Annotated in this window: 8 protein-coding genes, 2 rRNA genes and 1 other annotated feature (1 of these 11 running past the window's edge); of the genes, 7 read left to right on the plus strand and 3 right to left on the minus strand. The window is 43.2% G+C overall.

The window, feature by feature from the left end:
- The 4 genes from NST62_RS13975 to NST62_RS13990 form a co-directional block, all read left to right on the plus strand.
- Window positions 1-2051, plus strand: a 23S ribosomal RNA gene (locus NST62_RS13975); it begins 875 nt to the left of the window's first position.
- A gap of 65 nt (window positions 2052-2116) precedes the next feature.
- Window positions 2117-2232 (plus strand): 5S ribosomal RNA (gene rrf, locus NST62_RS13980).
- 297 nt (window positions 2233-2529) lie between these two features.
- Window positions 2530-3996, plus strand: coding sequence for an IMP dehydrogenase (gene guaB / locus NST62_RS13985; protein ID WP_141603130.1), 1467 nt, complete (start codon window positions 2530-2532; stop codon window positions 3994-3996).
- Window positions 3997-4136: 140 nt separating this feature from the next.
- A complete protein-coding gene (locus tag NST62_RS13990) occupies window positions 4137-5468 on the plus strand; it encodes a serine hydrolase (protein ID WP_141603131.1) in 1332 nt (443 codons plus the stop codon).
- Between the two features lie 271 nt (window positions 5469-5739).
- Here the strand turns inward: NST62_RS13990 and NST62_RS13995 are convergent, their stop codons facing one another.
- The gene (locus tag NST62_RS13995) at window positions 5740-7152 is read right to left on the minus strand and encodes a PLP-dependent aminotransferase family protein (protein WP_342462988.1); all 1413 of its coding nucleotides are present in this window, start codon (window positions 7150-7152) and stop codon (window positions 5740-5742) included.
- 105 nt (window positions 7153-7257) lie between these two features.
- Here NST62_RS13995 and pdxS point away from each other — a divergent pair, with 105 nt between their 5' ends.
- The 3 genes from pdxS to NST62_RS14010 all read left to right on the plus strand — a co-directional run bounded on the left by pdxS (window position 7258) and on the right by NST62_RS14010 (window position 11760).
- Window positions 7258-8115: a pyridoxal 5'-phosphate synthase lyase subunit PdxS gene (gene pdxS, locus NST62_RS14000; RefSeq protein ID WP_141603132.1), complete on the plus strand. Its 858-nt coding sequence runs from the start codon at window positions 7258-7260 to the stop codon at window positions 8113-8115.
- Between the two features lie 73 nt (window positions 8116-8188).
- Window positions 8189-8401: a binding site (T-box leader), on the plus strand.
- Between the two features lie 54 nt (window positions 8402-8455).
- Window positions 8456-9742: a serine--tRNA ligase gene (serS, locus tag NST62_RS14005; RefSeq protein WP_141603133.1), complete on the plus strand. Its 1287-nt coding sequence runs from the start codon at window positions 8456-8458 to the stop codon at window positions 9740-9742.
- Between the two features lie 266 nt (window positions 9743-10008).
- Window positions 10009-11760 (plus strand): methyl-accepting chemotaxis protein, encoded by a 1752-nt coding sequence (locus NST62_RS14010; RefSeq protein ID WP_141603134.1) that lies wholly within the window; start codon window positions 10009-10011, stop codon window positions 11758-11760.
- A 40-nt stretch (window positions 11761-11800) separates the two neighbouring features.
- Here NST62_RS14010 and NST62_RS14015 read toward each other — a convergent pair whose 3' ends face one another.
- Window positions 11801-13114, minus strand: coding sequence for a short-chain fatty acid transporter (locus tag NST62_RS14015; RefSeq protein WP_342462989.1), 1314 nt, complete (start codon window positions 13112-13114; stop codon window positions 11801-11803).
- Window positions 13115-13262: 148 nt separating this feature from the next.
- Entirely contained in the window at window positions 13263-13775 is a 513-nt protein-coding gene (tadA, locus tag NST62_RS14020; RefSeq protein ID WP_181733294.1) for a tRNA adenosine(34) deaminase TadA, read from the minus strand.
- Window positions 13776-13901 lie beyond the last annotated feature (126 nt).

Raw genomic sequence — 13901 nt, forward strand, 5'->3', positions numbered from 1 at the left:
GGGCTAGCCTCGTGTAAAGAATACTGGAGGTAGAGCACTGTTTGGACTAGGGGCCCACCTCGGGTTACCGAATTCAGACAAACTCCGAATGCCAGCTATTTATACACGGGAGTCAGACTACGAGTGATAAGATCCGTGGTCGAGAGGGAAACAGCCCAGACCACCAGCTAAGGTCCCAAAGTAGCCGTTAAGTGGAAAAGGATGTGGCGTTGCTTAGACAACCAGGATGTTGGCTTAGAAGCAGCCATCATTTAAAGAGTGCGTAATAGCTCACTGGTCGAGTGACGCTGCGCCGAAAATGTATCGGGGCTAAACGGTTCACCGAAGCTGTGGATCCGTGCTTCGCACGGGTGGTAGGAGAGCGTTCTAAGCGCGCAGAAGTCAGACCGGAAGGACTGGTGGAGCGCTTAGAAGTGAGAATGCCGGTATGAGTAGCGAAAGATGGGTGAGAATCCCATCCGCCGAATGACTAAGGTTTCCTGAGGAAGGCTCGTCCGCTCAGGGTTAGTCGGGACCTAAGTCGAGGCCGAAAGGCGTAGACGATGGGCAACAGGTTGATATTCCTGTACCACCTCCCCGCCGTTTGAGCGATGGGGGGACGCAGGAGGATAGGGAAAGCACGCCGTTGGTCGAGCGTGTCCAAGCAGCAAGGCGGGGAAGTAGGCAAATCCGCTTCCCGCAACGCTGAGCTGTGATGGGGAGCGCATTGCGCGCGAAGTTCCCGATTTCACACTGCCAAGAAAAGCCTCTAGCGAGGCGGGAGGTGCCCGTACCGCAAACCGACACAGGTAGTCGAGGAGAGAATCCTAAGGCGAGCGAGAGAACTCTCGTTAAGGAACTCGGCAAAATGACCCCGTAACTTCGGGAGAAGGGGTGCTCATTGGGGTGCAAGCCCCGATGAGCCGCAGAGAATAGGCCCAGGCGACTGTTTATCAAAAACACAGGTCTCTGCTAAACCGCAAGGTGATGTATAGGGGCTGACGCCTGCCCGGTGCTGGAAGGTTAAGAGGAGGAGTTAGCGCAAGCGAAGCTCCGAATTGAAGCCCCAGTAAACGGCGGCCGTAACTATAACGGTCCTAAGGTAGCGAAATTCCTTGTCGGGTAAGTTCCGACCCGCACGAAAGGCGTAACGATCTGGGCGCTGTCTCAACGAGAGACTCGGTGAAATTATAGTACCTGTGAAGATGCAGGTTACCCGCGACAGGACGGAAAGACCCCGTGGAGCTTTACTGTAGCCTGATATTGAATTCCGGTACAGCTTGTACAGGATAGGTAGGAGCCGTAGAAGGGGGAGCGCCAGCTTCCCTGGAGGCGCCCTTGGGATACTACCCTGGCTGTACTGGGATTCTAACCCGCAAGCCTGATCGGCTTGGGAGACAGTGTCAGGTGGACAGTTTGACTGGGGCGGTCGCCTCCCAAAGAGTAACGGAGGCGCCCAAAGGTTCCCTCAGAATGGTTGGAAATCATTCGCAGAGTGTAAAGGCATAAGGGAGCTTGACTGCGAGACCTACAAGTCGAGCAGGGTCGAAAGACGGGCTTAGTGATCCGGTGGTTCCGCATGGAAGGGCCATCGCTCAACGGATAAAAGCTACCCCGGGGATAACAGGCTTATCTCCCCCAAGAGTCCACATCGACGGGGAGGTTTGGCACCTCGATGTCGGCTCATCGCATCCTGGGGCTGTAGTCGGTCCCAAGGGTTGGGCTGTTCGCCCATTAAAGCGGTACGCGAGCTGGGTTCAGAACGTCGTGAGACAGTTCGGTCCCTATCCGTCGTGGGCGCAGGAAATTTGAGAGGAGCTGTCCTTAGTACGAGAGGACCGGGATGGACACACCGCTGGTGTACCAGTTGTCTTGCCAAAGGCACAGCTGGGTAGCTATGTGTGGACGGGATAAGTGCTGAAAGCATCTAAGCATGAAGCCCCCCTCAAGATGAGATTTCCCATTGCGTAAGCAAGTAAGATCCCTCAAAGACGATGAGGTAGATAGGTCCGGGGTGGAAGCACGGTGACGTGTGGAGCTGACGGATACTAATCGATCGAGGACTTAACCAAGAAAACACTTTCGATGCCGTTATCCAGTTTTGAGGGAACAACCTCTCTCATACATACAATGTGAGTCCAGTGACGATGGCGAAGAGGTCACACCCGTTCCCATACCGAACACGGAAGTTAAGCTCTTCAGCGCCGATGGTAGTTGGGGGCTTCCCCCTGCGAGAGTAGGACGTTGCTGGGCTCAAAAAGTCATTACTGACGGAAGGTCGGTAGTGGCTTTTTTATTTTATCTAAAAAAAGAGCTAATACATTCATCCAAATGTAAAAATTAGTCGCAAGTTGAAATTGATCGAAAAGAACATTTTTCATAATTAATTTAAAAAAGAACAAAATAAAGCTAGTTTAGTGCCTTTTTTAAAACAGGTTGACAATTTCCAATAATCCGAATACTTTTTCTATTTATTAGATTCTTGACACTAGAAAAACATGTTGATAATCTAACTAATAATATTCGTTTATACTAGGAGGAATAATCGAAATGTGGGATGAGAAGTTTGCCAAAGAAGGCTTGACATTCGACGATGTGTTATTGATACCAGCATATTCAACAGTGTTGCCCAAAGAAGTTGATTTATCAGTACAGCTTACTCCGAAAATAAAATTAAATATTCCAATTATTAGTGCGGGAATGGATACAGTTACGGAGTCCAAAATGGCAATCGCAATGGCGCGCCAGGGAGGACTTGGTATTATCCATAAAAACATGTCCATTGAAGAACAGGCAGAAGAAGTTGAAAAAGTAAAACGTTCCGAGAATGGCGTCATCACAAATCCTTTCTTTTTAACACCGAACCACCAAGTATTTGATGCTGAACATTTAATGAGCAAATATCGCATTTCGGGTGTTCCAATTGTAAACAATGAAGAAGAACAAAAATTGGTAGGGATTATTACAAACCGGGATTTACGTTTTATTTCGGATTATTCATTAAAAATTGAAGAGGTTATGACAAAAGAAGATTTGATTACGGCTCCTGTAGGAACGACGTTGGAAGAAGCGGAAAAAATATTGCAAAAATATAAAATCGAAAAGCTTCCGCTTGTAGATGAAGAAGGAAAATTAAAAGGTTTAATTACAATCAAAGATATTGAAAAAGTGATCGAATTCCCAAATGCGGCGAAAGACAGTATTGGACGGCTTGTAGTAGGGGCGGCAGTCGGTGTATCAAGCGATACGTATGCCCGTGTTAAAAAATTGGTGGAAGCTCAAGTGGATATTATCGTTATCGATACAGCTCATGGTCATTCCAAAGGCGTTATTGATACAGTAAAAAATCTCCGCAAAGAATATCCTGATTTGGAAATCATAGCTGGTAACGTAGCCACTGCAGAAGCTACTCGTGCATTGTATGAAGCTGGGGCAGATGTCGTAAAAGTCGGTATTGGTCCTGGTTCGATTTGTACGACTCGTGTGGTTGCCGGAGTCGGGGTACCACAAATTACGGCAATTTATGACTGCGCTACAGTTGCACGTGAATATGGCAAAACAATTATTGCGGATGGCGGTATCAAATATTCCGGAGATATCGTCAAAGCTCTTGCGGCCGGCGGACATGCCGTAATGCTTGGATCACTTCTGGCAGGTACTACTGAATCTCCTGGTGAAACAGAAATTTTCCAAGGACGCCGGTTTAAAGTATATCGTGGTATGGGTTCCCTTTCCGCAATGGAACAAGGCTCAAAAGATCGTTACTTCCAGGAAGATGCCAAAAAATTGGTTCCTGAAGGTATTGAAGGACGCGTTCCATACAAAGGGCCTCTTGCTGATACAATCCATCAATTGGTCGGCGGAATCCGTTCCGGTATGGGCTATTGCGGCGCCCCTAATTTGGAGCATTTGCGCGAGAATGCAAAATTTGTCCGCATGACAAGTGCCGGACTCCGGGAATCTCATCCGCATAACGTCCAAATTACAAAAGAAGCTCCAAACTACTCTATTCAATAAAATAAAAAGATGGAAAACCACTTTTCCAGCATTCAAGCAAATGTTGGAAAAGTGGTTTTTTTCGCTCTGTCACACACAATGAACTTCATCTATGGTAAAATGAGCAAAGATGATGATAATAATGAGTGGAGGTACTTTGAGTGAAGAAAATAAGAAAGTCATCTATGATCAGCTTGTTGTTAATTCCTATTCTGCTATTTGGTCTGTTTGTCCCGGCAACACAAGCAAATGCAGAAACAGATTTAGGGTTAACAGTCGGAGCGGCTATTCTGATTGATGCGGATTCAGGAAAGATTTTGTATGAGCAAAATGCCGATGCTCCGCTTGGCATCGCGAGTATGTCAAAAATGATGACAGAGTATATTTTATTGGATGCGATCAAAGATGGTAAAGTTTCATGGGATCAGGAATATCGCGTCAATGAATATACATATAAATTATCCCAAAATCGAGCATTGAGTAACGTTCCATTGAGGGCGGATGGAACTTATACTTTAAGGGAATTGTATGAAGCAATGGTCATTTACTCTGCCAATGCTGCGACGGTCGCCATTGCCGAGATGGTTGCAGGTACGGAAACGGAATTTGTGAAATTAATGAATAAAAAGGCGAAAGAATTAGGACTTGAGGGGTATAAATTTGTCAATGCCACAGGTTTAAATAATAAAGATTTGATGGGAATGCACCCTGCCGGAACAGGTCCGGAAGATGAAAACGTCATGCCTGCTCGTTCTGTAGCAAAACTTGCCTATCATTTACTGAAGGATTATCCGGAAGTTTTAGAGACTGCGAGCATTCCGAAAAAAACATTCCGCGAAGGCACTGACGATGCGGTGAATATGGAAAACTGGAACTTCATGCTGCCAGGATTGGTATATGAATATGAAGGCGTTGACGGAATAAAAACAGGTACAACCGATTTGGCAGGTTATTGTTTCACAGGTACGGCCAAGAGAAATGGTACACGTTTAATTGCGGTAGTCATGAACGCTGTCGACTCAAATGGAGTTGGTTCCTACAAAGCCCGGTTTGATGCAACCGCAAAATTATTCAACTACGGATTCAGCCAGTTTACAAAACAGGAAATTGTACCGGAAAACTATCCTGGAAAAGGGAAAAACACGATTAAAGTCATCAAAGGAAAAGAAGATGAAGTTAAAATCAAGGTCAAAGAGCCTTTCTCCATGTTGGTGAAAAATTCGGAAAGGGATTTGTACAAGCCGAAATTAGTAATCGATAAAGACTCTCTTGAAGCAAAAGTTAAAAAAGGCACGGTTGTCGGAAAAGTGCTCATTGAAAGAACGGAAGGTTCTGATTACGGATTTATAGATGGAAAAGAAATGGCTGTTGATGTGGTAACAGCAGAAGAAGTGGAAAGAGCCGGGGCTATTTCGCTATTCTTCCAAGGCATTGGCGGCTTCTTCGGCAATATGTGGAAAGGTATCACTGATTTTATCGGAGGATTATTCTGATCACTTTCGATTCTTTCGGATTCAAGATTGCCCATTATCTATAAAACTTGGACGTTTGTTTGGGAATGAAGCTAAGGATCCTAAAACAGGGATTCTTAGCTTTTTTTATGAGATGAAGCTCATTTTTCAAAGAGTTTTAATCAAGTTACGGTTAAGGTTAGCAAAAAGTTACATCTATTGTCATATGCCAATCATCAATATTGCTTGGGAAATAAATGCGGGAAATACAGATAAAAGCCCGCCATGTCATCATGATAGCGGACTTTTAAGATTAATAGTCGGTATTTACTTTTGGAATTCCCCAACATTGCATCAGTTCGTTGATCGCATCTTCCATGTCATTTAAAGGAATGCCGCCAAAACCGAGGAGAAAGGTAGGTTGTTTGTAATCAATAGGTTTTAATAAATAGTTTGTGACCGGGGTAATGGAAATTCCATGATCTTCTGCAATTTCTTTCATCTCTTCCACACTTTTGTTGATCGGGACCGAAATGAGCACGTGCATTCCCGCCTGGTCGCCTGTTATTTTTACATCCGGATAATATGTGGCTAATGTATGCTTCAATTTATCATGTTTTTTTCGATAAATTTTCCGCATTCGGTTCAAATGTTTTGAGAAATGGCCGTCTCTCATAAAGTTTGCCAAAAGATGCTGCACGAATCGGGGAACTGTCGCTGAATAGTAGCTGAACAGTTTCTTATATTTCATTAATAGATCAGGGGGCAGCACCATATAGGCCACCCTGAGGGATGGCATCAAAGATTTTGTAAAAGTGCTCATATAAATGACTTTTTGATTTTGATCCAGGCCATGCAATGCCGGAATGGGTTTGCCGATATAGCGGAATTCGCTGTCATAATCATCTTCAATAATGTATCGGTTGGAAGCTTTGCTGGCCCATTTCAACAGCTGGGTTCTTCGGGTTGCCGACAGGACCGCTCCTGTCGGGAATTGATGGGAAGGCGTAACATAAACAATGTTGGCATTCGTCTTTTCAAGTTCATCTACAACCAGTCCCTCTTCATCGACAGAAATAGGGATCGCTTTATTTTTCAAATGAATTCTGGGGATTGCCGAGTAGCCAGGGTTTTCAAGGGCAAGGATGGAATCGTCCTGAAAAAGGCGCAAAATCATTGGCAAAAGATGTTCCGTTCCGGAACCGATGATGATTTGATCGGGTTCGCAATGAATTCCCCTCGATTGAAACAAGTAATTTGCAATTTCCTTTCTAAGTTCAATCTCTCCTTGAGGTTCCCCGATTTGAAGCAATTGTTTTGAACTGGGATCGAACAAATCCTTCACATATTTTCTCCAAATAGCAAAAGGGAAGGAATCTTCATCGACTTTCCCCGGATGGAAATCATATCGATAATGCTTAGTTTCTTGTTTTGGAATCGTGATATCAATTTTTGTTTTTTCAACATAAGGGAGCTCGTCAATTTCTTCCACAAAATACCCCACCCTCGGCACGGATGTGATATATCCCTCCGCAAGAAGCTGGGAATAGGCAATTTCAATGGTTGTCTGGCTTATATTTAAAAACTCTGCCAGTTTCCGTTTTGACGGCAGTTTTGCTCCCACTTCGATCTTTTTTTGGATAATCGCGTTTTTGATCCCATTGTATAGCTGTTCATATAATGGTTTTTCGTTGCTTTTCTCCAATTGGAATATCAGCATGTCCATAAAACCGGCCTCCAAACTGACCATATAGTTTTTTTGAAAATTGGAACTTTTATTATAGTCAAAATCTATTATACTAAAAGCTATAAAAAAAAAGGAGGTCATAAAATGGTAGTTTTGGATAATCTTAACATAGGTTTTGGCGGCGTCATTATGGACGTTGTAAATGCAGAGCAGGCAAAAATAGCCGAGGCTGCAGGTGCAGTTGCGGTGATGGCCTTAGAAAAAGTACCGGCAGATATCCGTAAGGAAGGCGGGGTTGCCCGAATGGCCGATCCGCGAATCATCGAGGAAGTAAAAAGTGCCGTATCCATACCTGTGATGGCAAAAGCGAGAATCGGGCATATAGTGGAAGCACGCATTTTGGAAGCGGTTGGAATCGATATGATTGATGAAAGTGAAGTATTGACACCCGCAGATGACGAATTTCATATTTTAAAGAGCGAGTTTAAAGTACCTTTTGTCTGCGGATGCCGCGATTTGGGGGAGGCGCTCCGAAGAATTGGTGAAGGGGCTGCCATGTTGCGGACAAAAGGCGAAGCAGGTACAGGAAACATTGTGGAAGCAGTAAGACATATCCGAAAAGTCAATGCACAGATTCGGCAGGTTGCCAATATGAGCAAAGATGAATTAATGGTGGAGGCAAAAAAAATAGGCGCCCCTTATGAATTGTTGCTGAAGGTGAAGGAACTTGGAAGATTGCCTGTATTAAATTATGCAGCAGGGGGAGTGGCAACACCAGCAGATGCAGCTTTAATGATGGAATTAGGGGCGGATGGCGTGTTCGTCGGTTCCGGCATCTTCAAATCACAAAATCCGGAAAAATTTGCGCGGGCCATCGTGGAAGCAACAAGAAATTATAAAGATTATAAACTGATTGCAGAACTCTCAAAAGATTTGGGCGCACCAATGAAAGGGATTGATATTGCGACATTGCCGGAAGAGGAACTGTTACAATTAAGATAACAATTGATGAAGGATTCATGTAATTTCTTGCAAAATTAAATATGATATAGTACCCTAATGTTAAAATGATACAGATAATTCGATGAGAGGAAGTAGTAGCAAGGCAGTTTTTTCCCAGAGAGTCAGCGGCTGGTGGAAGCTGATAAAAACCCTTGTGAATCCGTCCTTGAGTTGCCCAGCTGAAATCAGAGTAGGATTGGGTCGGTGGAAAGCCGTTATCGGACAAGAGGATTGGGCATTTGCCTGGTCAATTAGGGTGGCAACGCGGGTAGCTCTCGTCCCTGTAGGGATTGAGAGCTTTTTATATGGAAAATTTTATCAATAGTTTGGAGGAGTCGATATGCTAGATATTCGTCGGGTTCGTGAAAACTTTGAAGAAGTGAAGAAAATACTTTTAACTCGAAACGAAGATTTAGGAAATTTTGATGAGTTCGAAACACTGGATTCAAAACGCCGTGAACTCATCGCAAAAACGGAAGAATTAAAAGCGGAGCGCAATAAAGTATCCGAGCAGATCGCTGTCATGAAGCGCAATAAAGAAAATGCCGATGAGTTCATCGCACGCATGCGCGAAGTTGGAGAAGAGATTAAGAAATTGGATGCAGAACTGGAAGAAATTGAGCAAAAATTCAAAGATATGATGTTGCGTTTGCCGAATATTCCTCATGAATCTGTACCGATCGGCGAGAGCGAAGAAGATAATGTGGTTGAATATACTTGGGGAGATCTGCCCGAGTTTCAGTTTGAAGTAAAACCGCACTGGGATATCGCAACAGAATTGGGCATTATCGATTTCGAACGGGCTGCTAAAGTAACCGGAAGCCGTTTTGTATTCTATCGCGGCTTGGGTGCAAGACTTGAACGGGCACTTGCCAATTTTATGCTGGACTTGCATATCGAAGAGCATGGATATGAAGAAATGCTGCCGCCTTATATTGTCAATCGCGACAGTTTGTTGGGAACGGGGCAATTGCCAAAATTCGAAGAAGATGTATTCAAATTGGAAGGTTTGGACTATTTCATGATTCCAACCGCTGAGGTTCCGGTAACAAATTTCTTCAGAGATGAAATTTTAAGCATTGATATGCTGCCGAAAGCTTTTGTTGCCTACAGTGCATGCTTCCGTTCAGAAGCGGGTTCAGCCGGCCGGGATACAAGAGGATTGATTCGCCAACATCAATTTAATAAAGTGGAGCTTGTCCGTTTTGTAAAACCTGAAGAATCTTATGAGCAATTGGAGCTGTTGACGAGCCATGCAGAAAAAGTGCTTCAATTATTAAAATTGCCTTATCAAAGGGTTAAAATGTGTACTGCGGATTTAGGCTTCACTGCGGCAAAAAAATACGATCTGGAAGTTTGGATGCCGGCGCAAAATAAATATCGCGAAATTTCATCATGTTCAAACTTTGAAGATTTCCAGGCAAGACGGGCCAATATCCGGTTCCGGCGTGAAAAAGGGGCAAAACCGGAATATGTTCATACATTGAATGGTTCCGGACTTGCCATCGGCCGCACGGTAGCCGCGATTTTGGAAAATTACCAGCAAGAAGATGGAAGTGTCATCATTCCGGAAGTGTTGAGGCCATATATGGGCGGAAAAGAAGTCATTGCTCCACCGGCAAAATGATTTTAAAGGGCATATCCAAAAAGTCTTATACTAATTTGGATATGCCCTTTTGTTTTCCGATCGGCTGGTAGTTTCTTATCATTTCTAAAGTTTCAAGGAAATAAGTATTGATTAAAAGAATTCTGAATAATATAATTTTTCATCGTATAGTAATAAATTATAAATTTCATATCCAATTTTTATTATTTTTAGTTTTATATTATTGAAAGGAGGAAATGCCTAATTATTTTCGAAGTGATAACACTTTTTTACAAAGGAGGATTTATATGTTTGGAACGTTGAAAAAATCAACCATTAAGAAAAAGTTGATTTTCATTTCTTCTGCTTTATTGATTATTCCGCTTTTAATCACAGGCTATATCAATTTTATGGAATCAAAAGAAAGTTTGAATGAGCTTGGGAAAACCAACTTAAAAAACAGTGTGGAAATGACATTGGAAATGATCGGACAATTATCGGAAAGTGCAGAAAAAGGAGAAATTCCTTTAGAAGAGGCACAGGAAAAAGTAAAGGAAGCGATTTTAGGAAGCAAAAATGAGAATGGAGAAAGGCCGCTGAACGAAAATTTGGATTTAGGTGAACATGGATACATATTTATTGTTGACGAAAAGGGTACCCTCATTGCCCATCCTTCAAGGGAAGGGGAGAACATTTGGGATGAACAGGATCCCAATGGACTTAAATTCATACAAGAAATCATCAAAGTTGGCCAATCAGGCGGAGGATTCGTATTTTACGATTATCCTTTAATCGGAAACGAAAGTAAAATCGAGGAAAAAGTTGCTTATTCAAAAACGGATGGGCAATGGGGTTGGACTGTTTCTGCAAGTACATATATGATGGATTTTAATAAGCCGGCAGATCAAATTTTACATAAAAGCATGATTAATTTGCTTATTGCCGTTGTCATTGGGGCGATTATCATTTGGAGGTTTTCAAACAATCTTGCAAATCCGATGAGAATGGTAACTGAGCGAATGAAATTATTGGCCAATGCGGATTTGAGCCACGAACCCCTGAAAATGAAATCGAAGGATGAAACCGGCCAATTGGCGGCGGCGATGAACGAAATGCAGGAAAAATTGAAAGACATGATTCAACAAATAGCAAAAAACGCAGAGATTATATCAAGCAGCAGCGAAGAATTATCCCAGTCGGCCAATGAAGTGAAGCAGGGAACAAACCAAATTGTTACGACAATGGAAGAACTTGCTCAGGGAGCAGATAAACAGGCGGATAACGCAAGCAATTTATCATCGATTGCAACAAACTTTGCATCCACATCCCAGGAAGCAAATGAGCATGGAGAACGTGTCCATCAAAGGGCAAAAGAAATTTTGACCCTTACAAATGAAGGAAGCCAATTAATGGAAACTTCTGCGAAACAAATGCAAACAATAGATCATATTGTGCGCGACTCCGTTGACAAGGTAAATGAATTGCATACCCAAGTAAAAGAAATATCGAAATTGGTGATTGTCATTAAAGAAATTGCCGATCAGACGAATTTGCTGTCGTTAAATGCCGCCATTGAAGCGGCCAGAGCAGGAGAACACGGAAAAGGATTTGCGGTTGTGGCGGATGAGGTGCGGAAACTTGCTGAACAAGTGGCATTATCGGTAACGGATATTACAAATATCGTAGGCAATATTCAGAAAGAGTTCAGCAAGGTGACGGAAGTTTTGACACATGGTTATAAAGAAGTGGAACAAGGCTCTGTCCAAATCCAAACAACCCATGAAACATTTATGACAATCCAGGATTCCTTGAAAGAAATCGTGGACAGCATCGTGGTTGTAGCTGACAATTTATCGACCATCGCTTCGAACAGCCAGGAGATGAGCGGCTCCATTCAGGAAATTGCCGCCATCTCCGAGGAAGCGGCTGCCGGAATTCAGGAAACGACAGCGGCGACAGAACAGACAAACAGTTCGATGGAGGAAATTTCTTTAAGTTCCGAACAATTGGCGGCCCTTGCCGAGGAACTGAATCGAATGGTCCAGCAATTTAAATTGTGATGGAAAAAGCAGCCTATTCTCCTTGGGCTGCTTTCTTAATTTACAAGAATAAAAAGCCGATGCTGATAATGATTCCGGTAAAAACAAGAACAAATACACAAAATCCCATGATGTCTTTTGCTTTCAAGCCTGCAATGGCGAGAGCCGGCAGAGCCCAGAAAGGCTGGATCATGTTCGTCCAGGCATCGCCCCAGGCAATGGCCATTGCCGTTTTTGCGTAATCGGCGCCCATGACTCTGGCCGCTTCTAACATAATGGGTCCCTGAACCGCCCATTGGCCTCCTCCGGAAGGAACAAAGAAGTTGACTAAACCGGCAGAAAAAAACGTGAACAAATAGAACGTCGTTTCGTTGGAAATGGCGATAAACCATTTGGAGAAGACTTCTGCAAGGTCGGAATCTGTCATCATCCCCATGATTCCCGCATAGAAGGGGAATTGAAATACAATGCCGCTTGCTGTTTTAATGGCGTTTTGGGCAGCTGCCAGAAAGCGTTGAGGCGTCCCATGTAAAATAATTCCGAGAATTAAAAAGATGGTATTTACTATGTTTAAATCGAGGGAAAATCCTTTTGTTGCAAAATGGTAAACAAGATAAGCGACACCAATGATGCCTATAAAAACAGTCAAAATATAGCTTCTTTCAGAGCGGGAAGCGAATGTGTTTTCAGGCGGCGGAAATTTTTGCTCCTCCTCCTGAAGCAAAGCCGGGTCCACTTCCACTGCATCCTCCTCTTTCGGCATCATCCAGCGGTTAAAGAATGGCAGCGTAATGAGAATAGTAACCACAATAAATAAGTTATATGGGGTAAAAATCGTATCGGACGTAGGAATCACGCCCATGATTTCTTCAAAAGGGTGTCCGGCGGTTGCGACAGAAAGCGGAATGGATCCGGCCAATCCGCCGTGCCAAATGATAAATCCCGAATAGGCGCTGGCAATCAATAAACGGTAATCCACCTTTTTCACATGGCGGGCGATTTCTTTGGCGAAAATGGCGCCGATGACCAATCCAAAGCCCCAATTAATCCAGCAGGCCACTAAAGAGACAAACGTCACAATCATGATGGCCAGTCCGGGAGTTTTAATTTTGCTTGCAACGGCAGTCAGGAATTTTTTAAATAACGGGCTGTTTGCCAAAACATGTCCGGCGGTCAATACAATCACCATTTGCATGGTAAATTGCAACAATCCCCAGAATCCATTTCCCCAATAAATCACCATATCAAGAGGGGAGGATGGCGTCAGGCCTATGCCAAGCAGTACAACAACTATTGTTAATATGGCAACGAAAATATAAGGATCTGGTAAATATTTTTCCATAATACTATTTGCTATCTTGGTTAAAAATTTCATATAGATTTAGTCCTCCTGATTCTCCAAATAACATCATTACTTCATAGATACGAAAAATCAGGAGAAATTATGATAGAATGTTTTCTAAAATAGAATTTTTTTGATAGAAATACAGTTTTCATAATAAAAAAGTGATTGATTCAAACAATCAATCACCGGAATCCTCAATATTCAACTTTTTTCGTTTTTCTTCTTTTTTGCGCTTCCGAAGGTTTTTGAAAAAATTCGTCAATAAGAAGCTGCATTCTTCGGCCAACACTCCTTCTGTCACATCACATTCATGATTGAACCGGGAATCATTCAACAATTGATACAAGGAATGGACGCAGCCCGCTTTCGGGTCCCGGGCACCATACACGACACGGGGGATTCTTGATTGCAAAATCGCTCCTGCACACATCGGACATGGTTCAAGGGTAACATATAATGTTGTATCTTCCAGTCTCCAACTCCCCAATGCTTTGCAGGCTTCCTGAATGGCCAGCAGCTCCGCGTGGGTAACCGCATTCTGGGTAGTCTCCCTCAGATTATGGGCGCGGGCGATGATTTGATTTTGATAAACAATCACCGCTCCAATCGGAACTTCTCCGAGGATTTCCGCTTTTTTCGCCTCTTGGATGGCTTCATTCATAAAATATTGGTCTTTCTCGTATAATTCCACATTCCTCTCTCCTTCGGTGTAAGTGTAACATGATTCCCGAGATGAAATCATCTTGTATTGGAGGCCTTTTTCAAAATTAGAAATTTCAATAGATTTTTTGATACTATAACATTGGACGAGTCATTT

Source organism: Ureibacillus sp. FSL K6-8385, from assembly GCF_038593155.1.
Classification (GTDB): Bacteria; Bacillota; Bacilli; order Bacillales_A; family Planococcaceae; genus Ureibacillus; species Ureibacillus terrenus.

Bases quoted from the DNA above. Each gene is read 5' to 3' on its own strand.
- guaB (WP_141603130.1), top strand. From the start codon at position 2,530: ATGTGGGATGAGAAGTTTGCCAAAGAAGGCTTGACATTCGACGATGTG.
- NST62_RS13995 (WP_342462988.1), bottom strand. From the start codon at position 7,152: ATGGACATGCTGATATTCCAATTGGAGAAAAGCAACGAAAAACCATTA.
- pdxS (WP_141603132.1), top strand. From the start codon at position 7,258: ATGGTAGTTTTGGATAATCTTAACATAGGTTTTGGCGGCGTCATTATG.
- serS (WP_141603133.1), top strand. From the start codon at position 8,456: ATGCTAGATATTCGTCGGGTTCGTGAAAACTTTGAAGAAGTGAAGAAA.
- NST62_RS14010 (WP_141603134.1), top strand. From the start codon at position 10,009: ATGTTTGGAACGTTGAAAAAATCAACCATTAAGAAAAAGTTGATTTTC.
- NST62_RS14015 (WP_342462989.1), bottom strand. From the start codon at position 13,114: ATGAAATTTTTAACCAAGATAGCAAATAGTATTATGGAAAAATATTTA.